This is a genomic window from Rhodanobacter denitrificans, assembly GCF_000230695.2.
GTDB lineage: Bacteria > Pseudomonadota > Gammaproteobacteria > Xanthomonadales > Rhodanobacteraceae > Rhodanobacter > Rhodanobacter denitrificans.
The window spans coordinates 2,825,358-2,845,676 of record NC_020541.1 but is presented as its reverse complement, the minus strand read 5'-3'; the positions used below and the strand labels follow the sequence as shown (position 1 = coordinate 2,845,676).

At 68.5% G+C, this 20,319-nt stretch carries 24 protein-coding genes; 16 read left to right on the top strand and 8 right to left on the bottom strand.

Annotation, left to right across the window (positions count from 1 at the left end; all coding sequences use genetic code 11):
* Window positions 1-12: 12 nt before the first annotated feature.
* Window positions 13-1,191, top strand: coding sequence for a BaiN/RdsA family NAD(P)/FAD-dependent oxidoreductase (locus R2APBS1_RS13065; RefSeq protein ID WP_484587429.1), 1,179 nt, complete (start codon window positions 13-15; stop codon window positions 1,189-1,191).
* A gap of 84 nt (window positions 1,192-1,275) precedes the next feature.
* Window positions 1,276-2,160, top strand: coding sequence for an NAD(P)-dependent oxidoreductase (locus R2APBS1_RS13060; protein WP_015448268.1), 885 nt, complete (start codon window positions 1,276-1,278; stop codon window positions 2,158-2,160).
* A 13-nt stretch (window positions 2,161-2,173) separates the two neighbouring features.
* Here R2APBS1_RS13060 and R2APBS1_RS13055 read toward each other — a convergent pair whose 3' ends face one another.
* Window positions 2,174-3,052 carry a PhzF family phenazine biosynthesis protein gene (locus R2APBS1_RS13055; protein ID WP_015448267.1) on the bottom strand — a complete coding sequence of 293 codons (879 nt, stop codon included), beginning with the start codon at window positions 3,050-3,052 and terminating at the stop codon, window positions 2,174-2,176.
* A gap of 201 nt (window positions 3,053-3,253) precedes the next feature.
* Here R2APBS1_RS13055 and R2APBS1_RS13050 point away from each other — a divergent pair, with 201 nt between their 5' ends.
* The 4 genes from R2APBS1_RS13050 (at window position 3,254) to R2APBS1_RS13035 (ending at window position 5,941) form a co-directional block, all read left to right on the top strand.
* The gene (locus R2APBS1_RS13050) at window positions 3,254-3,859 is read left to right on the top strand and encodes a rhomboid family intramembrane serine protease (RefSeq protein WP_007507894.1); all 606 of its coding nucleotides are present in this window, start codon (window positions 3,254-3,256) and stop codon (window positions 3,857-3,859) included.
* A 92-nt stretch (window positions 3,860-3,951) separates the two neighbouring features.
* Entirely contained in the window at window positions 3,952-4,260 is a 309-nt protein-coding gene (locus R2APBS1_RS13045) for a hypothetical protein (RefSeq protein ID WP_015448266.1), read from the top strand.
* Between the two features lie 157 nt (window positions 4,261-4,417).
* Window positions 4,418-4,825, top strand: a complete 408-nt coding sequence (locus R2APBS1_RS13040) for an LptM family lipoprotein (RefSeq protein ID WP_015448265.1) — start codon at window positions 4,418-4,420, stop codon at window positions 4,823-4,825.
* Window positions 4,826-4,903: 78 nt separating this feature from the next.
* On the top strand, window positions 4,904-5,941 hold the full coding sequence (locus R2APBS1_RS13035; RefSeq protein WP_037115191.1) for an aminopeptidase: 1,038 nt from the start codon (window positions 4,904-4,906) through the stop codon (window positions 5,939-5,941).
* Between the two features lie 14 nt (window positions 5,942-5,955).
* Here the strand turns inward: R2APBS1_RS13035 and R2APBS1_RS13030 are convergent, their stop codons facing one another.
* A complete protein-coding gene (locus tag R2APBS1_RS13030; protein WP_015448263.1) occupies window positions 5,956-6,762 on the bottom strand; it encodes a c-type cytochrome in 807 nt (268 codons plus the stop codon).
* Window positions 6,763-7,095: 333 nt separating this feature from the next.
* On the opposite strand from R2APBS1_RS13030, the gene pncB reads away from it, so the two are divergent.
* Entirely contained in the window at window positions 7,096-8,280 is a 1,185-nt protein-coding gene (gene pncB, locus R2APBS1_RS13025) for a nicotinate phosphoribosyltransferase (protein WP_007507903.1), read from the top strand.
* A 145-nt stretch (window positions 8,281-8,425) separates the two neighbouring features.
* Here pncB and R2APBS1_RS13020 read toward each other — a convergent pair whose 3' ends face one another.
* The 3 genes from R2APBS1_RS13020 to R2APBS1_RS13010 form a co-directional block, all read right to left on the bottom strand.
* Window positions 8,426-9,220 carry a MetQ/NlpA family ABC transporter substrate-binding protein gene (locus R2APBS1_RS13020; protein ID WP_015448262.1) on the bottom strand — a complete coding sequence of 265 codons (795 nt, stop codon included), beginning with the start codon at window positions 9,218-9,220 and terminating at the stop codon, window positions 8,426-8,428.
* 228 nt (window positions 9,221-9,448) lie between these two features.
* Window positions 9,449-10,126 (bottom strand): methionine ABC transporter permease, encoded by a 678-nt coding sequence (locus tag R2APBS1_RS13015; protein ID WP_015448261.1) that lies wholly within the window; start codon window positions 10,124-10,126, stop codon window positions 9,449-9,451.
* A complete protein-coding gene (locus tag R2APBS1_RS13010; protein WP_015448260.1) occupies window positions 10,123-11,133 on the bottom strand; it encodes a methionine ABC transporter ATP-binding protein in 1,011 nt (336 codons plus the stop codon). The genes R2APBS1_RS13015 and R2APBS1_RS13010 overlap by 4 nt, the downstream gene beginning before the upstream one ends.
* Window positions 11,134-11,232: 99 nt before the next feature.
* Here R2APBS1_RS13010 and R2APBS1_RS13005 point away from each other — a divergent pair, with 99 nt between their 5' ends.
* Window positions 11,233-11,718, top strand: coding sequence for a glutathione peroxidase (locus R2APBS1_RS13005; RefSeq protein ID WP_015448259.1), 486 nt, complete (start codon window positions 11,233-11,235; stop codon window positions 11,716-11,718).
* Between the two features lie 149 nt (window positions 11,719-11,867).
* Entirely contained in the window at window positions 11,868-12,350 is a 483-nt protein-coding gene (locus tag R2APBS1_RS13000) for an FKBP-type peptidyl-prolyl cis-trans isomerase (protein ID WP_007507912.1), read from the top strand.
* Window positions 12,351-12,435: 85 nt separating this feature from the next.
* Here the strand turns inward: R2APBS1_RS13000 and R2APBS1_RS12995 are convergent, their stop codons facing one another.
* Together R2APBS1_RS12995 and R2APBS1_RS12990 are read right to left on the bottom strand one after the other, a co-directional pair.
* Window positions 12,436-13,533, bottom strand: coding sequence for a phospholipase A (locus tag R2APBS1_RS12995; RefSeq protein ID WP_007507914.1), 1,098 nt, complete (start codon window positions 13,531-13,533; stop codon window positions 12,436-12,438).
* A 115-nt stretch (window positions 13,534-13,648) separates the two neighbouring features.
* Complete coding sequence (locus R2APBS1_RS12990; protein WP_015448258.1) at window positions 13,649-14,032, bottom strand: hypothetical protein; 384 nt, start codon at window positions 14,030-14,032, stop codon at window positions 13,649-13,651.
* A 183-nt stretch (window positions 14,033-14,215) separates the two neighbouring features.
* Between R2APBS1_RS12990 and R2APBS1_RS12985 the strand changes: the two genes are divergently transcribed.
* Complete coding sequence (locus R2APBS1_RS12985) at window positions 14,216-15,451, top strand: winged helix-turn-helix domain-containing protein (protein ID WP_015448257.1); 1,236 nt, start codon at window positions 14,216-14,218, stop codon at window positions 15,449-15,451.
* Between the two features lie 25 nt (window positions 15,452-15,476).
* Here the strand turns inward: R2APBS1_RS12985 and R2APBS1_RS12980 are convergent, their stop codons facing one another.
* On the bottom strand, window positions 15,477-15,941 hold the full coding sequence (locus tag R2APBS1_RS12980) for a hypothetical protein (protein WP_231378358.1): 465 nt from the start codon (window positions 15,939-15,941) through the stop codon (window positions 15,477-15,479).
* 327 nt (window positions 15,942-16,268) lie between these two features.
* On the opposite strand from R2APBS1_RS12980, the gene R2APBS1_RS12975 reads away from it, so the two are divergent.
* The 6 genes from R2APBS1_RS12975 (at window position 16,269) to R2APBS1_RS12950 (ending at window position 20,317) form a co-directional block, all read left to right on the top strand.
* Window positions 16,269-16,478, top strand: a complete 210-nt coding sequence (locus tag R2APBS1_RS12975; protein WP_007507922.1) for a cold-shock protein — start codon at window positions 16,269-16,271, stop codon at window positions 16,476-16,478.
* Window positions 16,479-16,735: 257 nt separating this feature from the next.
* Complete coding sequence (locus R2APBS1_RS12970) at window positions 16,736-16,945, top strand: cold-shock protein (protein WP_007507924.1); 210 nt, start codon at window positions 16,736-16,738, stop codon at window positions 16,943-16,945.
* 85 nt (window positions 16,946-17,030) lie between these two features.
* Entirely contained in the window at window positions 17,031-17,948 is a 918-nt protein-coding gene (locus tag R2APBS1_RS12965; RefSeq protein WP_015448256.1) for an alpha/beta hydrolase family protein, read from the top strand.
* A 52-nt stretch (window positions 17,949-18,000) separates the two neighbouring features.
* Entirely contained in the window at window positions 18,001-19,062 is a 1,062-nt protein-coding gene (locus R2APBS1_RS12960) for an NADH:flavin oxidoreductase/NADH oxidase (RefSeq protein ID WP_015448255.1), read from the top strand.
* An 18-nt stretch (window positions 19,063-19,080) separates the two neighbouring features.
* Window positions 19,081-19,956 carry a pirin family protein gene (locus tag R2APBS1_RS12955; protein WP_015448254.1) on the top strand — a complete coding sequence of 292 codons (876 nt, stop codon included), beginning with the start codon at window positions 19,081-19,083 and terminating at the stop codon, window positions 19,954-19,956.
* A 58-nt stretch (window positions 19,957-20,014) separates the two neighbouring features.
* A complete protein-coding gene (locus tag R2APBS1_RS12950; protein ID WP_015448253.1) occupies window positions 20,015-20,317 on the top strand; it encodes an Mpo1-like protein in 303 nt (100 codons plus the stop codon).
* The last annotated feature ends 2 nt before the right edge of the window (window positions 20,318-20,319 follow it).

The following is a 20,319-nucleotide window of genomic DNA, read 5'->3' as shown; positions in this document are numbered from 1 at the left end:
GCCGCCGGCCTGATGTGCGCGATCGCCGCCGGCCGGCGCGGCCGCCGCGTGCTGGTGGTCGACCACGCCAACAAGGTCGGCAAGAAGATCCTGATGTCCGGCGGCGGCCGCTGCAATTTCACCAACATGGGCGCCACGCCGGCGAACTATCTTTCGGCCAACCCGCATTTCGCCAAGTCCCCGCTGGCGCGCTACACGCCGTGGGATTTCATCGCGCTGGTCGAGAAGCACCGCATCGCGTATCACGAGAAGGAATCGGGCCAGCTGTTCTGCGATGACTCGGCCAAGCAGATCGTGCGCATGCTGCTGGACGAATGCGCCGCCGCCGGAGTCACGGTGGAGGCGGGCTGCGGCGTGCAGCGCGTGCGCAAGACGCCGGAAGGCTTCGGCGTGCACACCGCGCGCGGCGAGGTGCATGCCGAGTCGCTGGTGGTCGCCTCGGGCGGCCTGTCGATCCCCAGCATGGGTGCGAGCGGCTTCGGCTACGAACTGGCGCGCCAGTTCGGCCATGCCGTGCTGCCCACGCGTGCCGGCCTGGTGCCGCTGACCCTGAGCGGCAAGCACCAGGAGCACTACCAGGATCTGGCCGGCGTGGCGCTGCCAGCGGTGGAGGCGCGGGTCGGCAAGCAGGGTTTTCGCGGCGGCCTGCTGTTCACCCATCGCGGCATCAGTGGTCCGGCGATCCTGCAGATTTCCTCGTACTGGCACCCCGGCGACGACCTGCGCATCGACCTGCTGCCGAACCGGGACGCCGGCGCGCACCTGATCGAACAGCGCGCGGCGCGGCCGCTGGCGGAATTGAAAACCGTGCTGGGCGACGTGTTGCCGAAACGCCTGGCGCAGCGTCTGTGCGAGCAATGGTTCCTCGCTCCTCAAGACAGCGGCCATCCCTGGCCGCTCCCCGCGTACGAGAGCCGCCCGATGCGCCAGTACCGCGACGCCGAACTGAGCCAGGTCGGTGCGCAACTCAATGCCTGGCCGATCACCGCCAGCGGCACCGAAGGCTACCGCACCGCCGAAGTCACCCTGGGCGGCGTCGATACCGACGGGCTGTCCTCCAGCACGATGCAATCGAAGCTGGTGCCGGGGCTGTACTTCATCGGCGAGGTGGTCGACGTCACCGGCTGGCTGGGCGGCTACAACTTCCAGTGGGCGTGGGCCTCGGGGCAGGCGGCCGGGCAGGCGGCGTGAGGCTGCTTGCGCACGGCGGATTTCGCGCGGATTGAATATCCCGCGTGCTTCACTGTGCGCCGGTTTCGACACGAGGACACCCGCATGAAAGTCGGATTCATCGGTCTCGGCGCGATGGGCAGCGCGATGGCCAGCAACCTGCTGGCGGCCGGCCACACGCTGACGGTGTGGAACCGTTCCGTCGCGGCCACCGAACCGCTGGCCTCGCTGGGGGCCCGAGTGGCGCGCAGCGCCGACCGCGCCGCGCAGGGCGAGGTGCTGTGCAGCATGCTGGCGAATGACCAGGCGGTACGCGAGGTGTTCCTCGACGGCGGCCTGCTCGACGCGATGGATCGCGGCACCGTGCACGTCAACCACGCCACGATCTCGGTGGCGCTGGCGCGGGAGCTGGCCGCGGAGCACGAGAAACGCGGGCTGGAGTACGTCGCTGCACCGGTGTTCGGCCGTCCGGACATGGCCGCTGCGGCCAAGCTCAACATCCTGGTGGCCGGCAAGCCGGCCGCCATCGAACGCGTGCGGCCGCTGCTGGAGGCGATGGGCAGCAAACTGTGGCCATTGGGCGAGGCGCCGGAGCGCGCGAACGTGGCGAAGATCGCAGGCAACTTCATGCTGGCCAGCGCGATCGAGAGCATGGCCGAGGCGACGGCGCTGACGCGCGCCCACGGCGTCAGCGCGGCGGACTTTCTCGACGTGATGACGAATACGCTGTTTGCCGCGCCGGCCTATCAGGGCTACGGCAGGCTGATCGCCGAGCAGCGTTTCAAGCCGGCCGGGTTCGCCTTGCCGCTGGGCTACAAGGATGTGGGGCTGGCGCTGGCCGCGGGGGAGGCGCAGCGCGTGCCGCTGCCGTTCGCCGGCGTGCTGCGCGACGCCATGCTGGAGGCGCTGGCCGCCGGCGATGCGGAACTGGACTGGTCGGCACTGGCGCTGGTCGCCGCGCGCCGGGCGCATCTGGACGAACGCGAATAGCCGGTACAGGGCGTTACGGCGCCCACTGCAGCGTGCCGTCGATCACCGTGTGGCTGCGTCCGCCGACCCAGATCGCGTTGCCGTCGATGTGCACGAGCAGTTGCGCGTCGTGGCCGATCTCGCGACCCTGGCTGACCTGGTAGCCACGGGCCAGCGCGCCGTGCGGTTCGGCGTGCACGATATACGCGGCGATCAGCCCGTTGGCGGCGCCGGAAGCGGGGTCCTCGACGATGCCCACGCCCGCCGGGAACGCGCGCACCACCAGCTGGTAGTCGGGGTGACCGCTTCTTGCGAATGCGCACAATCCCATGCTGTCGCTGGCTTGCGCCAGCGCGGCAATCGCCGCGTGGTCGGGCCGCCACGCGCGCAGGCTGGCTTCGTCCGCCACCTCGGCCAGCCACCAGCGCCGCCCGCCGTCGACCAGCGCCGGCGGCAGCACGCCCAGTTCGATGCCGGCCAGCGTGGCCGCCAGCAGCGGATGGGCGTCGCGGCCGGTGTCCAGCACCCGCTCGCCGGGCGACTGCAGCAACAGTTCGCGGCTGGTGCCGTTGCCTTCGACGCGGATCGGCAGCACGCCGGCGCCGCATTCCTGCCACAACAGGCCATCGTGCGGCTGGGCCAGGCCGCATTCCAGCGCGGCGTGCGCACTGCCGATGCTGGGGTGGCCGGCGAACGGGATTTCCTTGTGCGGAGTGAAGATGCGCACGCGATAGCTGGCCCGCGGGTCGCTCGGCGGCAGCAGGAAGGTGGTCTCCACCAGCGCCGTCCAGCGCGCGAAGCGCTGCATTGCCTCGGCGCTCCAGTCGCCTGCGCCGATCACCACGCCAAGATGGTTGCCGCCGCCCAAGGTGGCGGCGAAGACGTCCAGATGCAGGTAGCGGAGCGAGGTCATGGCATGCGCCGGGCGACCGCAGCGGTCGCGTAAAGCGGCGAATGATAGCCGCCTGTCTCCGGGCTGGGCAGTGATCCCGCGGAATATCGACGAGCGGGCGGGGCATAAGCGCCGGTGGTCGCGGTGGCGCGGGCGGAAAGTCGACAAGCCGCGGCGCGGGCGCCAAGATGTGCGCTTTTGCTGCCCGACGCGGAATCGCCCATGCCGATCACCCTGGCCATCATCGCCATCACCTGCATCGTCTCGTTCATGGCGTTCAAGAACAGCCGCCTGCTGAACGATCTGATCCTGTGGCCGCCGGCGATCGCCCGCCAGCGCGAATACCACCGGCTGGTGACCTACGGCCTGGTGCATGCGGATTTCGGCCACCTGCTGTTCAACATGATCACGCTGTTCTTCTTCGGCCGGGTGATGGAGGGCTTCTTCGCCGCGCGCATGGGGCCGTTCGGCTTCGCGCTGTTCTACATCGGCGGCCTGGTGGTCTCGATCCTGCCGACCTACCTGAAGAACCGCGGCAACCCGAGCTACCGCAGCCTCGGCGCCTCGGGCGCGGTATCGGCCGTCTTGTTCGCCTTCATCCTGCTGGCGCCGTGGTCGCGGATCATCGTGCTGGTGATCCCGATGCCGGCGATCGTCTACGCGGTGCTGTACACCGGTTACTCGATCTACATGGACCGCCGCGGGCAGGGCAACGTCAACCACAGCGCGCACCTGTGGGGCGCGGCCTACGGTATGGTCTTCACCTTGCTGGCGGAGCCGCGGGTGCTGCCGCATTTCCTCGACGCGCTGATGCAGCCGAGCTTCTGATGATGAACGCGGCCTGCGCCGCGTCATGCCCGGCGCGGCCGGGGCGTGCATACTGGTCACGGTCCCATTGCCCGCCGCAGGAGAACGAACGTATGGCCACCATCCGCAAGCCGGCTGCGAAGAAGTCCCCGACAGGGAAAGCCGCTGCCGGAAAGACGCCAGCTGCGAAGCCGACCGCAAAGAAGACCGCTGCGCGCAAGGGGACACAGAAGAAGGCCGCGGCGACGCCGGCGGCCGTGAAGAAGCCAGCTACCCGGAAGGTGGCGAGCCGGCCGGTTGCCGCCGCCGCGGCGAAGAAGCCGGCAGCGCGCAAACGCCCGCCGGCGCCGGTCCAGCGCATCAGCCAGGAAGACGCCGTGGCGAGAATCCAGGCCTTGCTGGCGGCCAAGAGGAGCGGGTGACAGTCAGCGCGCGGGCCGGATTCCGGAGGCCGCTACCGCGGGCGGACGGCGGCACATGGCTGGCGGGTAAACGCCGGCAGGGCAGGCGCCAGGACTCAGTGCGGGTTCAAGCAGCGCGGCCTACCGTGGCCTCGCTACTCCCACACGGGGACGGATCATGAAACGCCTGCTGGCCAGTGTTGTCCTGATCGTCGCTGCGGCGACGCTGTCGGGCTGTTATTACGATCCGGGCTACAGCTATGTGCGTGGCTCCGGCTACGCCGGCGACGCCTACTATGGCGACGGCGGCAACGCCTATTACGCGGCGCCGGCCTACTACGACGACTATTACGGCGGCTACTACGGCTGCTGCTATGCGCCCGGCGTGAGCGTGGGCGTCAGCAGCGTGTGGTACGGCGGTTCGCGCTACCGGCACGACGACTATCGCTACCGCGACCATCGCGACTATCGCGGCCATGCCGGCCAGTGGCAGGGCCACGGCGGCGACCGCGGCGACCATCGCGGCGATCGTCGCGACGGCAACCCGCAGCGGCGCGATCGTCACGACCGCGACGATCGCCGCTGAGGTTTGAGGCACCATCGGGGGATGCCCGGATTCGTGCCGCCACGCAAATGCATTCCAAGGCTCATCGCCATCGCGGCGATGGGCTTTTTGCTGTGCGCCTGCGGCGGCTTGCGCTACTACGCACAGGCGGTGCACGGGCAGGGCGAGCTGATCGCGCATCGCCGTGCGGTGAGCGAGCTGGTGCACGACCCGGCCACCGATCCGCAGCTCGCCGCGCGTCTGCGCCAGGCGCGGCAGGCGCGCCGGTTCGCCTCGCAGCGGCTGGCCCTGCCGGACAACCGCAGCTACACCGGCTACGTTGCGCTGGATCGGCCCTACGTGGTGTGGAACGTGTTTGCCACGCCGCGTTACTCGGTGCAGGCGGTGCCGCAGTGCTTCCCGGTCAGCGGTTGCGTCGCCTATCGCGGCTGGTTCGCCGAGGCCGACGCGAAGGCCGATGCGGCGCGGCTGCGCGCGCGCGGCGATGACGTCTGGATTGGCGGCGTGCCGGCGTATTCCACCCTGGGCTGGTTTGCCGATCCGATCCTGTCGAGCATGCTGCGCTGGGACGACGACGAACTGGACGGCACGATCTTCCACGAGCTGGCGCACCAGCTGATCTACGTGAAGGGCGACACCGCGTTCAACGAATCGTTCGCCAGCTTCGTGCAGAGCGAGGGCCTGCGCGAATGGCGCCAGTCGCGCGGCCTGCCGCCGCCGGACGAGCGGGCCCGGGCGATGGACGAGGGCTTCACCCGCCTGGTGCTGGACCTGCGTACGCGCCTGGCGACGCTGTATGCCAGCGGCGCGGACGCCGCGGCGATGGAGGCGGGCAAGCAGGGCGAGATCGCGGCATTCCGCGTCCGCTATGCGCAGTGGCGCGAGCGCGACTGGCCGGGCGAGCACCGCTACGACGCCTGGGTCTCGCAGCCGATCAACAATGCGCGGCTGCTGCCGTTCGGCCTGTACGAACGCTGGACGCCGGCCTTCGCCGCGCTGTTCCGCCAGGCCGAGGGGCAGTGGCCGGCGTTCTACGCCAGCGTGCGCAAGCTGGCGCGCGAGCCGAAGGCACAGCGCGAACGGACGCTGCAGGCGTTGTGCGATTCGCAGCAGGCCGATGCGCTGGCCGTGCCGTGAATCGCGCGGTCGCTTCAGCCGCCGCGCTTGCGTCCGGCCATGTGCCGCAGGTAGGCCAGTACGGCGTCGAGGTCGGCATCGGGCAGCGCGTGCGTGTCGAACCCCGGCATCTTCGCCTGCGGCCATTGCCGCAGCGACTGCGGGTTGCGGATGAAGGCGCGCAGCAGGTCGGCGCGCAGGTATTCGGTGGGGTTGTGCGGCAGGTTCAGGTCGGGGCCGAGCCTGGCGTCGCCCTGGCCGTTGAGCGTGTGGCAGGCAAAGCAGGTGCGCTGGAATACCGCGAAGCCGTGCCGCACCTCGCTGTCCGCCGGCAGCGCCGGATCGGGCAGGATCGCCGGGAAGCACTCGGCCACGCCGGCCAGCCTGCGGATGCTCGCCAGCTGGTACGGCCATTGTTCCGTGCCGATGCCGGCGGCCTGCGGCCGCGTCCACACCAGGTAGAACGGCCCGGCGTGGCCATGCCCCGGGAGCGTCGGCCACGGTTGCGCCGGATCCTCGATCGCCAGCCACGCTTCACTGCCTTGCGCGTTCAGCAGCAGCGCGGCGGGGATCTCGGCGGCGAAACCGTCGCCGGCGACGAACTGCAGATGATCGCCGGGGCCGATGCCGTCGAGCAGCGCGACCAGCGGCACTGCGCGGTAATGCATCGCGCGCCGGAACGCCACGTCGCCGGGCACGCTGATCGTGCGCGCATCGGGGCGCCTGAGCAGGGTTTCGCTGCGATAGGTGACGACGCCGTGGCCGAGGTCGACCTTCAGCTCGGCCGCGCTCGCGGGCAGGACCAGGCACAGCGCGAGCAGGCACACGGCAAACAGCTTCATGGTCGATCCCGCCCGAGGTTGAGGAAATTGTAGACGGCGAAGCGCATACCGTCTCGCCCGTTTGCGGCCGCCAGCCTGTCGGAAAGCTGAACAAGCGTCGCCATGCCGGTTGAACTCATCGGCGACTGGCCGCACTAACCACGTGTATCGCCGTGATGGCGACAGAAAGTGGCGCAGGGCATCGCGTCACTGAGGGGCCGGCATTTCCTCCCCTGGATGCCGCCTGACAAACCCCGTCAGTCCTCCCCTGGCTGATGGGGTTTCTTTTTGCGCGGAACAAGCTGCGCGATTCGCGTGGATAATGATCCATCCCGCTCCGCTCCCCGGCCTCCGATGATCATCGACTCGCTGCTCGATACCGACCTGTACAAGTTCTCGATGATGCAGGTGGTGCTGCACCAGTATCCGGCTGCCCAGGTCGAGTACCGTTTCAAGTGCCGCACGCCGGGCATCGACCTGGTGCCGTACATCGAGGAGATCCGCGCCGAGCTGAAGGCGTTGTGCCGGCTGCGTTTCGCGCCGGACGAGCTCGACTACCTGCGCACGTGGCGCTTCATCAAGAGCGATTTCGTGGATTTCCTGGGGCTGTTCCAGCTCAACGAGAAGTACGTGGCGATCGCGCCGGTCGCCGCGGCCAACGGCGAGATCGAGATCCGCATCCGCGGGCCGTGGCTGCACACCATCCTGTTCGAGGTGCCGTTGCTGGCGATCGTCAACGAGGTGTACTTCCGCAACACCAGCGGCGGCCTCGATCTGGCCGAGGGGCGCCAGCGGCTGCAGGCGAAGATCGCCCTGCTGCGCGACACGCCGGACTACGCCGGCTGCAGGATCGCCGACTACGGCACACGCCGGCGCTATTCGCGGCTGTGGCAGGAAAAGGTGGTGACCGCACTGCGCGAAGGGCTGGGTGAACAGCTGGCCGGCACCAGCAACGTGTGGCTGGCGCGCAAGCTCGACCTGACCCCGCTGGGCACGCTGGCGCACGAATACCTGCAGGCGCACCAGGCGCTGGGTCCGCGCCTGCGCGATTCGCAGGTGGCGGCACTGGAGGCGTGGGCGAAGGAGTATCGCGGCGACCTCGGCATCGCGCTGTCGGACGTGTACGGGCTCGACGCGTTCCTGCGCGATTTCGACATGTACTTCTGCAAGCTGTTCGACGGCACCCGCCATGACTCCGGCGATCCGTTCGCCTGGGGCGAGCGGGTGCTGGCGCACTACCGCGAGAACCGGGTCGATCCGCGCAGCAAGGTGCTGGTGTTCAGCGACGGGCTGGACATTCCGCGGGTGATGCAGCTGTACGCGCATTTCCGCAGCCGCTGCCAGCTCGCCTTCGGCGTGGGCACCAACCTCACCAACGACGTGGGTCCCGAACCGCTCAACATCGTGATCAAGATGATCCGCTGCAACGGCCAGCCGGTGGCCAAGCTGAGCGACTCGCCGGGCAAGAACATGTGCGAGGACGAGGCCTACGTGGCGTATCTGCGCCAGGTGTTCGAGATCCCCGCAACGCAGGGGTGACTGTATAGCGGCAGCCTTTGGCTCCTCCCCCTGCAGGCAGGGGGAGGTTGGGTGGGGGTTGCTCGGGCTGGCGGGGAAGAGCAGATCAAGAGCGAACCCCTCCCCAGCCCTCCCCTGCAAGCAGGGGAGGGAGCGCAGCGCGTCGTCAGAACGCGGGCAGCACGGCGCCGTGGTATTTCTGCTCGATGAACGCCTTGATCTGCGGACTGTTCAGCACCCGGGCCAGCTTCTGCACGCGCGGGTCGTCCTGGTTGTCGGGGCGGCCGACCAGGTAGTTCACGTAGGGCGAGTCCTTGCCCTCGATCAGCAGCGCGTCCTTGGTGGGATTCAGTCCGGCGGCCAGCGCGTAGTTGGTGTTGATCAGCGCCAGGTCGACCTCGTCCAGCGTGCGCGGCAGCATCGCCGCTTCCAGCTCGCGGAACTTCAGGTGTTTCGGATTCGCGGTGACGTCCTTCAGCGTGGCCATCTCGTCGGTCGGATCCTTCAGCGTGATCAGGCCGTGTTTCGCCAGCAGCAACAGCGCGCGGCCGCTGTTGCTGGGATCGTTCGGCAGCGTCACGCTGGCGCCGTCGGGCAGCTGGTCGATGCTCTTGAACTTGCGCGAATACGCACCGAACGGCTCGATGTGCACGCCGGTGACGATGGTGAGCCGGGTGCCGCGTTCGCGGTTGAACGCGTCCAGGTAGGGCTTGGTCTGGAAGTAGTTCAGGTCGATGTTCTTTTCGGCTACCTGGGTGTTCGGCTGCACGTAGTCGGCGAACACCTTGACCTGCAGCTCCACGCCTTCCTTCGCCAGCAGCGGCTTGGCCTGCTTGAGGATTTCCGCGTGCGGCACCGCGGTAGCGGCCACGGTGAGGACGTTGCCGCCCTGCTTGCCGGAGCCGGAGCAGCCGGCCAGCAACAGCAAGGTCAGGGCGAGGGAGGCAAACAGCAGTTTCATGGCGGACTCGGTTGTGCGGCGCACAATGATAAGCCGTCTATACTGCCAAATACAAACATGGGGCAAACATGACTTTCGGAGTCGTCACGACTTCGGCGCGGCATAGCCGGCCAGCAGGAGCAGGGCCAGGATGGCGGCGACGGCGGCGAGCAGCAATCTCATGGCGGTGATTCTCATGGGCGGTCAACGAAACTAGGCCGCCTGTGCCGCCAGACGCAAATAACCAGATCAGCGTTGCTTATAACGCGTGACGATGTAGTCGCCGATCATCTGCAACAGCTGCACCAGCACGATCAGCAGCAGCACGGTGACCAGCATGTAGTCGGACTTGTAGCTGAGGTAGCCGTAGCGGTAGGCCAGGTCGCCGAGGCCGCCTGAGCCGATCGCGCCGCCCATCGCGGTATAGCCGACCAGGGCGATCGCGGTGACCGTGATGCCGGCGAACAGGCCGCCACGCGCTTCGGGCAGCAAGACGTGGCGCACGATCTGCCACAGGCTGGCACCCATCGCCTGGCTGGCCTCGATCACGCCCTGCTGTACCTCGCGCAGCGCGGTCTCCACCAGCCGCGCGAAGAACGGCGCCGCACCGATCACCAGCGGCGGGATCGCGCCGCGGATGCCAAGCTTGGTGCCGACCAGGGCATAGGTGACCGGCATCAGCACGATCATCAGGATGATGAACGGCACTGAGCGCAGGATGTTCACCAGCAGCGAGGCGATCGCATAGAGCTTCGGCATCGGCCGCAGCTGGCCCTTGCCGGTGAGGTACAGCAGCACGCCCAGCGGCAGGCCGATCAGCACGGTGAGCGCCAGCGAGCCGCCCAGCATCAGCAGGGTGTCGATGCAGGCGCGGCCGATCTCGCCCCAGTCGTCGATGTTCGGAAAGAGTTTCGGCAGCGGGTTCATCGGTGCAACTCCTCGATCTCGATGCCAGCCTCGCGCAGCGCGGCCAGCGCGGCGTCCACCCGTTCGCCCTGCATCGCCAGGGTGAGCTGGCCATAGGGCAGGTCCTTGATGCGGTCGATGCGGCCGGCGAGGAGGTTGAATTCCACGCCGGTCTCGCGCGCCACGCGGCCCAGGGCCGGCGTCAGCGTGGCTTCGCCGCGGAAGCTCAGTCGCAGGAGGCGCCCGGGCACGCGGGCGAACGGCGCCAGCTCGCTGGCCGCCTCCTCGGGCAGCGCCTCGTTGACGAAGCGCTTGGTGGTGGGATGCTGCGGATGCAGGAACACGTCGGCGACCGCGCCGCACTCCACGATCGCGCCGGCGTCGAGCACCGCCACGCGATCGCACACGCGGCGCACCACGTCCATCTCGTGGGTGATCAACACAATGGTGAGTTTCAGCTCGCGGTTGATCTCGGCCAGCAGCTCCAGCACCGAGGCGGTGGTTTGCGGGTCGAGCGCGCTGGTGGCCTCGTCGCACAGCAGGATGGATGGCCGGTTGGCCAGCGCACGCGCGATGCCGACGCGCTGCTTCTGCCCGCCGGAAAGCTGCGTCGGGTACTTGTCGGCATGCGCGGTCAGACCCACTCGCGCCAGCAGCTCGTCGACGCGTGCGCGCAATGCACGGGCATCGCGTTCGCCGGCCAGTCGCAGCGGAAATGCCACGTTGTCCGCCACCGTCTGCGAGGCGAGCAGGTTGAAGTGCTGGAAGATCATGCCGATCCGGCGCCGCTGCGCGCGCAACGCCGGTTCGGCCAGCGCGGTCATCTCGGTGTCGCCCACGAAGACGCGCCCGCCGCTGGGCCGTTCGAGCAGGTTGATCAGCCGTATAAGCGTCGATTTGCCGGCGCCGGACAGACCGATGATGCCGAACACCTCGCCGTCCATGATGTCGAGGTTGAACGGCTGCAGCGCGGGAATGTCCTTGCCGTCGACGCGGTAGGACTTGTGGACATCGACGAAGCGGATCACGACGGAGCCTGGCTTGCGGGTGGTGGGCCATTCTATGCCACGGACATCACGGTCGATGGCGTATGCTGCTGGATTGATCCATCAAGACGGAGTCCGTCCATGTCCAGCGTCTACGATTTCACCGTTCGCGATATCGATGGCAAGCCCCGCTCGCTCGCCGAATGGCGCGGCAAGACCCTGCTGATCGTCAACGTCGCTTCCAAATGCGGTTTCACCCCGCAGTATCAGGGGCTGGAGACGCTGTGGCAGGACCAGCGCGACCTGGGTCTGGTGGTGCTCGGTTTCCCGTGCGACCAGTTCGGCCACCAGGAGCCCGGCGACGAGACCGAGATCAAGACCTTCTGCAGCACCCAGTACGACGTGACCTTCCCGATGTTCGCCAAGCTCGAGGTCAACGGCGAGCACGCCGACCCGCTGTACAAGTGGCTGAAGAGCGAGGGCAAGGGCATTCTCGGCAGCGAGTCGATCAAGTGGAACTTCACCAAGTTCCTGGTCGATGCGGACGGCCAGGTGGTGAAACGCTATGCCTCCACCGACACGCCGGAGAAGATCGGCAAGGATACGCGGACCCGGCTCGCCGGCTGATCGGGTTCCCTTCGAATTCCCGCGCCGGTTCGCCGGTGCCAACGCTGGCGCATTCCCGTGGCCTGCAGGCGGTTCTTCGCGATTCTGGTAACCTGCGCGGTTCGTGTCGGCACCTGGCCGGCGGACTTGAACCTATTCGCGAGAACCTCATGCAGATTGCCCAGAACGCCGTTGCCGCCTTCCATTACACGCTGACCGACGACGAGGGCCAGGTCATCGACAGCTCCGAAGGCCGCGAGCCGCTGACCTACCTGCATGGCAGCGGGCAAATCGTGCCGGGCCTGGAAAAGCAGATGGAAGGCCGCGCGGTCGGCGACAGGTTCACCGCCGACGTGGCCGCCGAGGAAGGCTACGGCGTGCGCCACGAGGAGCTGATGCAGGAGGTGCCGCGCGCGGCGTTCCAGGGCGTCGAGGACATCCAGCCCGGCATGCAGTTCCAGGGCCACGGCCCGGAAGGCCAGATCAACGTCACCGTGACCAAGGTCGAGAACGACGTGGTCTTCATCGACGCCAACCACCCGCTGGCCGGCAAGACCCTGCATTTCGCCATCGAGGTGACCGACGTGCGTGGCGCCACCGCGGAAGAGCTGGCGCACGGCCACGTGCACGGCGCCGGCGGGCATCACCACTGATCGATCGCCGGCGCGGCCAGGCCGCGATCCGCGGATGCGTGAAGGCCCGGCGCTGGCGCCGGGCCTTCGTCGTTTGCGGCCCGACCTAGTACCAGTCGAGCAGCGACACGCCCAGCCCCAGGTAGGTGGCATTGTGGTTGTAGTCGATCAGGCTTTCGCCGTAGCCCTTGAACACCTCCATGTAGCCGCGCAGGTTGCCGGCCACCGGGAAACTCCAGCTGAAGCGCGCCGAGCCGTGGCTGCGGCTGCCGCCGCGCAGGGAATGGCGCAGCGCCATGCCGAATTCCTGGCCGCGCCATTCGTGCACGACCTGCATTTCGGCGCGTCCCATGTAGTTGCCGATGTCGGGGTTGTTGTCGTCGCGGCGTGCTTCCGGCACGCGCCACCACGGGCGCAGCATCACGGTCCAGCCGTCGCGTTCGAAGCCGACGTTGGCGATCACCCGGTTCCAGCTGCGCGACAGCGGGTTGCCGCGGCCGTTGGACTGGTGGTTGAAGCCGATGCCCAGCAGCCGGCCCTCCCAGCCCAGTACCTGGTAGTGGGTGTCGAACACCAGCATCGCCTCGGGCTCGTAGTTGGTCTCGCGGAACGGGCGCGACTGCTTCGAGTTGTAGACCTGCCAGCGCGAGGACTGGGTGTAGCCCACCCACAGGTCGCCGGCGTCGCCGAACACGCCCTGCCACAGCTTGGTCTTCAGGCTGAGCTGGAATTTCGCTTCCGCGTTGTCCAGCTGTTCTCCCGGACCTGGCACGGTGTTGTCTGGGTTCGGGCTGTGCGGCCGGTTGTTCTGGTTGCTGGTGGCGAACACGGGCAGCACGAACACCGGCTTGTAGCCGCGGATGTTGAAGGTGCCGAGCTTGCTTTCCGGCGACAGCTCCCAGCGGCTGTCGAGCAGCGACAGCGGCGTGGCCACTTCGTTGTTGGGTTCCGCGCCGGCACTGGGCGTCTTCCGGCGGTCGCGGCCGAAGATGTTCGGCGTCGTGGTCGTCTCGTCCACCCGCTTCTGCGCGATCGGCAGGTTGACCCGGCCGGTCGCATGGTCGTAGCAGGCCAGCCGCTGGGCGTCGCTCTCGATGGCAGTGCAGGCGCGGATGTCGGTGGGGTCCGGGTTCTGCGCGTGCGCGGCGGAGGCCAGGGTAACGGCGAACAAGGCCAGGAGGGCGGCCGCAGTCAATCGCTTCATGAAGAAAAGGTTCTGGCAGGGCGGCGGACCAGTCTAGCGGAGCGGCCATGGGCGACGCTGACCGGCGCGTGAAAACGCCGGCCGCGCGCGCGGCCGGCGTCTGCGGCGTGCGGACTTATTTGCCTGCGGTCCAGCGCGCGTACTCGCTCTTGCTGATCCGGCCGTCACGGTTGTGGTCGGCGTAGAGGAAGTCGTTGGCGAGCAGTGGATAGGCCGAAGCCTGCTCCTCGCTGATGTATTTCCCGCCGCCGGACAACTGCTCGAAGGCGGGCGCCGGACCGCTCGGCGGAGGCGGCGGCATGCTCGAGTGCACCACCAGTTCGCCGGTCGGCGTGTTCAGGGTGGCGGTCGCCGCCGCCGTGCCAGCTGGTGCGGGTGCCGTATCCATCGGCGCCTGCGGTGGCGTCTGCGGCGCGGTGTTCTGCGCGATCAGGGGACCGCCGCACAGCAGGCCGACGGTGGCGAAGACGATCAACAGTGATTTGCGCGGTTTCATCATCGGTACTCCATGCCAGAATGATCGGAGGAGGCTGTGCGGGCATGCGCGATCGATCGGGCGGAATGCCGTTCGGCCGAACTCGCGTTTCACGCTAGCAGGGGCTTTGTATATGCCGGCTTACTATCCGCGTCATGGGGTCGTGAAGGTGCGCCGCCGTTGGGTGTCCCTTCAGGTGATGGTCGCGTGCTGAGCCTGGCCCAGGCGCGGGCGCTGCAACTGGCCGCGCAGGGTTTGCTGCAGCCACCGCGGCGACGGCCCCGGCGCGACGACGTGGTGGCGGCGATCGGGCGCATGTGCCTGCTGCAGATCGACACCATCCACGTGGTGGCGCGCAGCCCCTACCTGGTGCTGCACTCGCGCCTGGGCAACTACCCCACGGCGTGGCTGGACGAGGCGCTGGCGCAGGGGCGGCTGGCCGAGTGCTGGGCGCACGAGGCGTGCTTCGTCGGCGCCGCCGACGTCGCCTGGCACCGTGGCGGCCACGATCACCGCACGCATCATTGGGCGCATCGCCATGCGGCGCGCATGTACCGCGAGCAACGTACCGAGATGGATGCGCTGCTGCAGTCGATCCGCGCCTCCGGCCCGGTGCGGTCGGCCGATTTCGCGCGCGCGGACGTCGCCGGCAAGCCGGGCTGGTGGGAGTGGAAACCGGAGAAGCGCTGGCTGGAGGCATGGTTCGCGCTGGGCGAGCTGATGGTGGCGCGACGGGACAACTTCCAGCGCGTCTACGACCTGGCCGAAAACGTAATGGCCCGGCTCGACCCGCCGTTCGATCCCGCCTTCGCGCCGTCGGTGGCGGAGCAGCGCGAGCGATTCATCCTCGACAGCGTGCGTGCGCTGGGGGTGACCCCGGCGGCGTGGATCGCCGACTACTTCCGCCTGAAGCCGAAGGTCGGCGATCGCGAACTGGCGCCGCTGGTGGCCAGCGGCGAACTGCTGACGGTGCCGGTGGCGGGCTGGAACGTACCGGGCTATGTGCACCGCGACCATGCCGACGCGCTGGACAAGGCGCTGGCCGGACGCCTGCGCGCCACCCGTACCGCGCTGCTGTCGCCGTTCGACCCGCTGGTGTGGGATCGCGCTCGCGCCCTGGCGATGTTCGATTTCGAATACACCATCGAGTGCTACACGCCGGCGCCGAAACGCCGCTACGGCTACTACGTGCTGCCGATCCTGCATCGCGGCCGGCTGGTCGGCCGGCTGGATGCGAAGGCTCACCGCGGCAGCGGCGTGTTCGAGGTCAAGGCGCTGTTCCTGGAACCCGCGGTGTCGCCGGAGCCGACGCTGGCGCACGCGGTAGCCGGGGCGATCGCCGAGACCGCCCGCTGGCACGGCACCCCGGAGATCCAGCTGGGGCGCACCCGGCCGGCGGGACTCGCGCGGTTGTTGCGCGCCGCCTGGCGGGGCACCGGCTAGCCCCGCTCCTTCAGGCCCGGGCGGCCTACGGCGTGCTGCCGGCGGGGGCCGGGTTCGCCGCGCACGGCTTGCCGTGCAGGGCCTGCCGCAACTGGCTGGCGAGCGAGTTGCAGCGTGCCGCCAGTTGCGGCCGGATCTCCGGGTTCTTCGCGTCGCGCAACAGGCCGGCGCGCATCGCCTCGTAGCGGGATGGCAGCTGGCTCGGCGGGAAGATCTCCGCCGCGCGGTGGCAGGCCATGTAGCTGGCCAAGTAGTCGTCGCAGGCGGTGATGCCGGTGTTCTCCGACAGGTCGGGCTCGGCGGCGGGCCTGCGCGGGGCGGTCGCGGCATGTTCCCGGTGGGAGGCGCCGACAGCCTTCGTGGCGGCGGGTGCCGTCGCCGCGGTGGAACGGGTCGTTGTCTGGGTGCTGCGGGGATGCTGCGCGCAAGCAACCAGCAGCAGGCCTCCGAGCACGCTGGTCAGGGCAAGGCGGGACAGGGCAGGCATCATCGTTCTCCTCGGGGTGGCGACCGTGCCGGCCCTCGGGGTACCGGTACGGATACGGGGAATCGCCGCCACTAGAGCGCGACGAAGGTCAAGGGAATCTGAATTTGCCGCCGGCGCGACCGGAAACGGTGCATTCGTTCCATTCCGTTCGGCCCCGTTGTGCCGTTATGATCCGCCCACTGTGTTTGCCGGGGTCAGCAGAGTTTGTGGCCCGATGCAGCCGATCTGCGATCTGCCTCATCGTTCACCCCTGGGTTGTTTCCTTGCACACCAGTCAAGCCGGCCGGTTGCCGCATGGCGCCGCGTCTATAAACCTGTGGAGTGATTAACATGTCTGATCGTCAGATCGGTACCGTCAAGTGGTTCAATGATGCCAAGGGCTTCGGTTTCATTGCCCGTGACAACGGCCCGGACGTTTTCGTGCATTTCCGCGCCATTACCGGCGGCGGCTTCAAGAGCCTGCAGGAAGGCCAGCAGGTCTCGTTCAAGGTGGTGCAGGGCCAGAAGGGCCTGCAGGCCGAGGAAGTCACCCCGGCCTGAGTGCCGTCCCGTGTAAGGAAAACCGGGCAGCGATGCCCGGTTTTTTCCTGCCTGGATAATGTCCCTGGCAGCCCGCTTGACAAATCACTCACCGGCTGAAAATCCGTTATGCTTGGGCCACTGCGTCTGCTTGGCTACGTGAGTGCCCGGTAGGGATTTCCTGAATCCGACTGTTGCACCGGACCCTGCATGCTCAGTAAACCGTCGGCCCGTTGGGGCCGGTTTGTCTCAGCGTCTGGATAGGATCGGAGTGAGTCATGTCGGATCGTGAAGTAGGTACCGTCAAGTGGTTCAACGACGCCAAGGGTTTCGGTTTCATCAGCCGTGAAAATGGCCCTGACGTATTCGTGCATTTCCGCGCCATCACCGGCTCGGGTTTCAAGAGCTTGCAGGAAGGCCAGAAGGTGAGCTTCAAGGTCGTCGACGGCCAGAAGGGCTTGCAGGCCGAAGACGTCACCCCGGTCTGATCGTGGTGGCGGCGTTCGTTTGAAGAGGCCGGCGCAAGCCGGCCTCTTTTTTGTGGTGATGGCGGCAATTCGCTAGCCTGTGCGGATGTCCGACCGATCCATCGAGAGCACCCTCGCCGCGGCCGAGCCGCTGGCGGTTCCGGTAACCGCAGCCGACGGCGCGCGTTACGAATGGCTGGCCGTGCTTCCTGCCGGCCGCTGGCGGCACCTGCTGTACTGGATTCCGGCGATGGGCATCCCGGCTCGGCATTACCTGCCGCTGGCCCAGGCGCTGGCAGCGCGGGGCATCGCGGTGGTGCTGCACGAATGGCGCGGCATCGGTTCCAGCGATCGGCGCGCCGGCCGCGGCAGCAATTGGGGTTATCGCCAGTTGTTGCAGGACGACCTGCCCGCGGGCCTGGCCGCCGTGCGCCGGCGCTGGCCGCAGGCGAGCTGCCTGCTCGGTGGGCACAGCCTCGGCGGTCAGCTCGGCCTGCTCTACGCCAGCCTCCATCCAGGCGACTTCACCGGCCTGCTGCTGGTGGCCAGCGGCTCGCCGTACTGGCGATGCTTCCGGCGTGGCTGGCTGATCGGCGTGGCTTACGTGCTGGCACCCTTGCTGGCCAGGCTGGTGGGTTACCTGCCCGGGCGGCGGATCGGTTTTGGCGGCAACGAGGCGCGCGGGGTGATCGCCGATTGGGCACGCAGCGGGCGCACTGGCCGTTACGCGGCGGCCGGGATGGCGCAGGATTTCGAGCGCCGGCTGGCCGCGCTGCCACTGCCGCTGCTGGCGCTGCGCCTGCAGGAGGACTGGCTGGGGCCGCCGGCATCGCTGGACTGGCTGCTGGGCAAGCTGGGACCGGGCGAACGCCGGGTGGAGGCGATCGCGCGGGAAGACCTGGGCGGCTTGCCGGCCGACCATTTCGGCTGGATGAAGACGCCCGCGCCGATCGCCGCGCGCGTCGCCGACTGGCTGGCCAGGTCGGACGCAGCGTTCGCCGTTCGCGACGGTGCGGCGGGTTGATACTCCGGGAGCCTGCCTGCATGTCGAGAGGCCCGATCTGCCGGATGCCCGCATGAAACTGTTCGATCCGTTCACCCAGCGCAGCCTGACCCTGCGCAACCGCCTGGTGGTCTCGCCGATGTGCGAATACTCGGCCGTCGACGGCGTGCCGAACGACTGGCACCTGGTGCACCTGGGCAGCCGCGCGGTGGGCGGCGCGGGGGCGGTGATCGCCGAGGCCACCGCGGTTTCTGCCGAAGGCCGCATCTCGCCGCAGGACACCGGCCTGTGGAACCAGGCCCAGGTGGAGGCGTGGCAGCCGATCGCCCGCTTCATCAAGGCGCATGGCGCGATCGCCGGCGTGCAGCTGGCGCACGCCGGGCGCAAGGCCAGCACGCTGCGGCCGTGGGAAGGGCATGGCCCGGTGCCGGCCGGGCAGGGCGACTGGCGCATCGTGGCGCCGTCGGCGCTGCCGTTCGACGACGGCTGGCAGGTGCCGCAAGCGCTGGACGAGGCGGGCATCCAGGCGGTGATCGCGGATTTCCGCGAAGCCACCCGGCGTGCGTTGGCGGCCGGCTTCAACCTGGTCGAGGTGCATGCGGCGCATGGCTACCTGCTGCACCAGTTCCTGTCGCCGCTGAGCAACCGGCGCGAGGACCGCTACGGCGGCAGCTTCGAGAACCGCACCCGGCTGGTGCGCGAGGTGATCGTCGCCGTGCGCGAAGTGTGGCCGGCCGAACTGCCGCTGTGGCTGCGTCTCTCGGCCACCGACTGGATGGACGAAGGCGGCTGGGATATCGGGCAGAGCGTCGAACTGGCGCGCCAGCTGAAGCCGCTGGGCGTGGACCTGATCGACGTCTCCAGCGGCGGCCTGCTGCCACACGCGAAGATCCCGCTGGGGCCGGGCTACCAGGTGCCGTTCGCGGCGCAGGTGCGGCGCGAGGCCGGTGTCGCCACCGGCGCGGTGGGCCTGATCACCGGCGCGGAGCAGGCCGCGCAGATCGTCGCCAATGGCGAGGCCGACGTGGTGCTGATCGCGCGCGAGAGCCTGCGCGACCCGTACTTCCCGCGCCGCGCGGCGCAACAGCTGGGTGCGAAGATCGACGCCCCGGCGCAATATCAGCGGGCCTGGTAAATCGTCGAGGAGAACATGATGGACGCCGTGCCGACCCTGGTTGAAGGTACCCGCCTGCACGATCTCGGCGACGGCTTCGTGGTGCGGCGCATGCTGCCGGTGCTGCTGGCGCGGCACGTCGGCCCGTTCGTGTTCTACGACCACATGGGGCCGGCCACGTTCGCCGCCGGCAACGGCATGGACGTGCGGCCGCATCCGCACATCGGCCTGGCCACGGTGACCTGGCTGTTCGATGGGGTGATCCGCCACCGCGACAGCCTCGGCAGCCTGGCCGACATCCGCCCCGGCGAGGTGAACTGGATGACCGCCGGCCACGGCATCGCCCACTCCGAGCGCACGCCGCCGGAGGCGCGCCAGGGGGGGCAGATGCTGCACGGCATCCAGGTCTGGGTGGCCTTGCCGCAGGCCGATGCCGAGGTGGCGCCGGAATTTCATCATCACGACAGCGACGCATTGCCGCGCATCCGCCAGCCCGGTGTCGAGGCGGTGTTGATCGCGGGAACCGCCTACGGCGAGCGTTCGCCGGTGAAGGTGTTCGCGCCGATGTTCTTCCTCGAAGTACGGCTGGCCGCCGGCGCCGAACTGGCGGTGCCCGCCGAGCACAGCGAGCGCGGCGTGCACGTGGTCGAGGGCGCGGTCCGCTGGGGCGAACTGGAAGTCGGCGCGCAGCAGATGGCGGTGCAGGCCGGCGCGTCGGCGCCCACGCTGCGTGCGCACGAGGCCAGCCGGCTGATGCTGTTCGGCGGCGCGCCGCTGGATGGCGAACGGCACCTGTGGTGGAACTTCGTGGCCAGCACGCGCGAGCGCATCGAGCAGGCCAAGGCCGACTGGCGCGAAGGCCGCTTCCCGAAAGTGGCCGGCGACGACCAGGAGTTCATTCCGCTGCCGGCCTAGGCGGAGTACACGACGTGGTGCGTGGCAGAATCGGAGCGTCCCGCCACGGAGCAGAAACATGTCCGGCTACAGCAGCTTTGCCGAGTTCTATCCGTTCTACTTCAGCGAGCACAGCGACCGCCGGTGCCGCCGGATGCATTTCATCGGCAGTACGCTGGTCGTCGTGGTGCTCGTGATGGCGCTGGCTAGCGGCCAGCTCCGCTGGCTGTGGCTGGCGCCGGTGGTCGGCTACGGCTTCGCCTGGATCGGCCACTTCGGCTTCGAGAAGAACCGCCCGGCCACCTTCAAGCACCCGTTGTACAGCCTGATGGGCGACTGGGTGATGTACGGCCAGATGCTGCGTGGCAAGATCCGCTTCTGACA

Excerpts from the sequence above, each read along its gene's own strand:
- R2APBS1_RS13060 (WP_015448268.1), top strand. The coding sequence starts at position 1,276 with ATGAAAGTCGGATTCATCGGTCTCGGCGCGATGGGCAGCGCGATGGCC.
- R2APBS1_RS12980 (WP_231378358.1), bottom strand. The coding sequence starts at position 15,941 with ATGATGCCTGCCCTGTCCCGCCTTGCCCTGACCAGCGTGCTCGGAGGC.
- R2APBS1_RS12995 (WP_007507914.1), bottom strand. The coding sequence starts at position 13,533 with ATGAAGCGATTGACTGCGGCCGCCCTCCTGGCCTTGTTCGCCGTTACC.
- pncB (WP_007507903.1), top strand. The coding sequence starts at position 7,096 with ATGATCATCGACTCGCTGCTCGATACCGACCTGTACAAGTTCTCGATG.
- R2APBS1_RS13000 (WP_007507912.1), top strand. The coding sequence starts at position 11,868 with ATGCAGATTGCCCAGAACGCCGTTGCCGCCTTCCATTACACGCTGACC.
- R2APBS1_RS12955 (WP_015448254.1), top strand. The coding sequence starts at position 19,081 with ATGGACGCCGTGCCGACCCTGGTTGAAGGTACCCGCCTGCACGATCTC.
- R2APBS1_RS12975 (WP_007507922.1), top strand. The coding sequence starts at position 16,269 with ATGTCTGATCGTCAGATCGGTACCGTCAAGTGGTTCAATGATGCCAAG.
- R2APBS1_RS12990 (WP_015448258.1), bottom strand. The coding sequence starts at position 14,032 with ATGATGAAACCGCGCAAATCACTGTTGATCGTCTTCGCCACCGTCGGC.
- R2APBS1_RS13020 (WP_015448262.1), bottom strand. The coding sequence starts at position 9,220 with ATGAAACTGCTGTTTGCCTCCCTCGCCCTGACCTTGCTGTTGCTGGCC.
- R2APBS1_RS12970 (WP_007507924.1), top strand. The coding sequence starts at position 16,736 with ATGTCGGATCGTGAAGTAGGTACCGTCAAGTGGTTCAACGACGCCAAG.
- R2APBS1_RS13045 (WP_015448266.1), top strand. The coding sequence starts at position 3,952 with ATGGCCACCATCCGCAAGCCGGCTGCGAAGAAGTCCCCGACAGGGAAA.
- R2APBS1_RS13005 (WP_015448259.1), top strand. The coding sequence starts at position 11,233 with ATGTCCAGCGTCTACGATTTCACCGTTCGCGATATCGATGGCAAGCCC.
- R2APBS1_RS13035 (WP_037115191.1), top strand. The coding sequence starts at position 4,904 with ATGGGCTTTTTGCTGTGCGCCTGCGGCGGCTTGCGCTACTACGCACAG.
- R2APBS1_RS13055 (WP_015448267.1), bottom strand. The coding sequence starts at position 3,052 with ATGACCTCGCTCCGCTACCTGCATCTGGACGTCTTCGCCGCCACCTTG.
- R2APBS1_RS13040 (WP_015448265.1), top strand. The coding sequence starts at position 4,418 with ATGAAACGCCTGCTGGCCAGTGTTGTCCTGATCGTCGCTGCGGCGACG.
- R2APBS1_RS13050 (WP_007507894.1), top strand. The coding sequence starts at position 3,254 with ATGCCGATCACCCTGGCCATCATCGCCATCACCTGCATCGTCTCGTTC.
- R2APBS1_RS12965 (WP_015448256.1), top strand. The coding sequence starts at position 17,031 with ATGTCCGACCGATCCATCGAGAGCACCCTCGCCGCGGCCGAGCCGCTG.
- R2APBS1_RS13015 (WP_015448261.1), bottom strand. The coding sequence starts at position 10,126 with ATGAACCCGCTGCCGAAACTCTTTCCGAACATCGACGACTGGGGCGAG.
- R2APBS1_RS12950 (WP_015448253.1), top strand. The coding sequence starts at position 20,015 with ATGTCCGGCTACAGCAGCTTTGCCGAGTTCTATCCGTTCTACTTCAGC.
- R2APBS1_RS12960 (WP_015448255.1), top strand. The coding sequence starts at position 18,001 with ATGAAACTGTTCGATCCGTTCACCCAGCGCAGCCTGACCCTGCGCAAC.
- R2APBS1_RS13030 (WP_015448263.1), bottom strand. The coding sequence starts at position 6,762 with ATGAAGCTGTTTGCCGTGTGCCTGCTCGCGCTGTGCCTGGTCCTGCCC.
- R2APBS1_RS13065 (WP_484587429.1), top strand. The coding sequence starts at position 13 with ATGTGCGCGATCGCCGCCGGCCGGCGCGGCCGCCGCGTGCTGGTGGTC.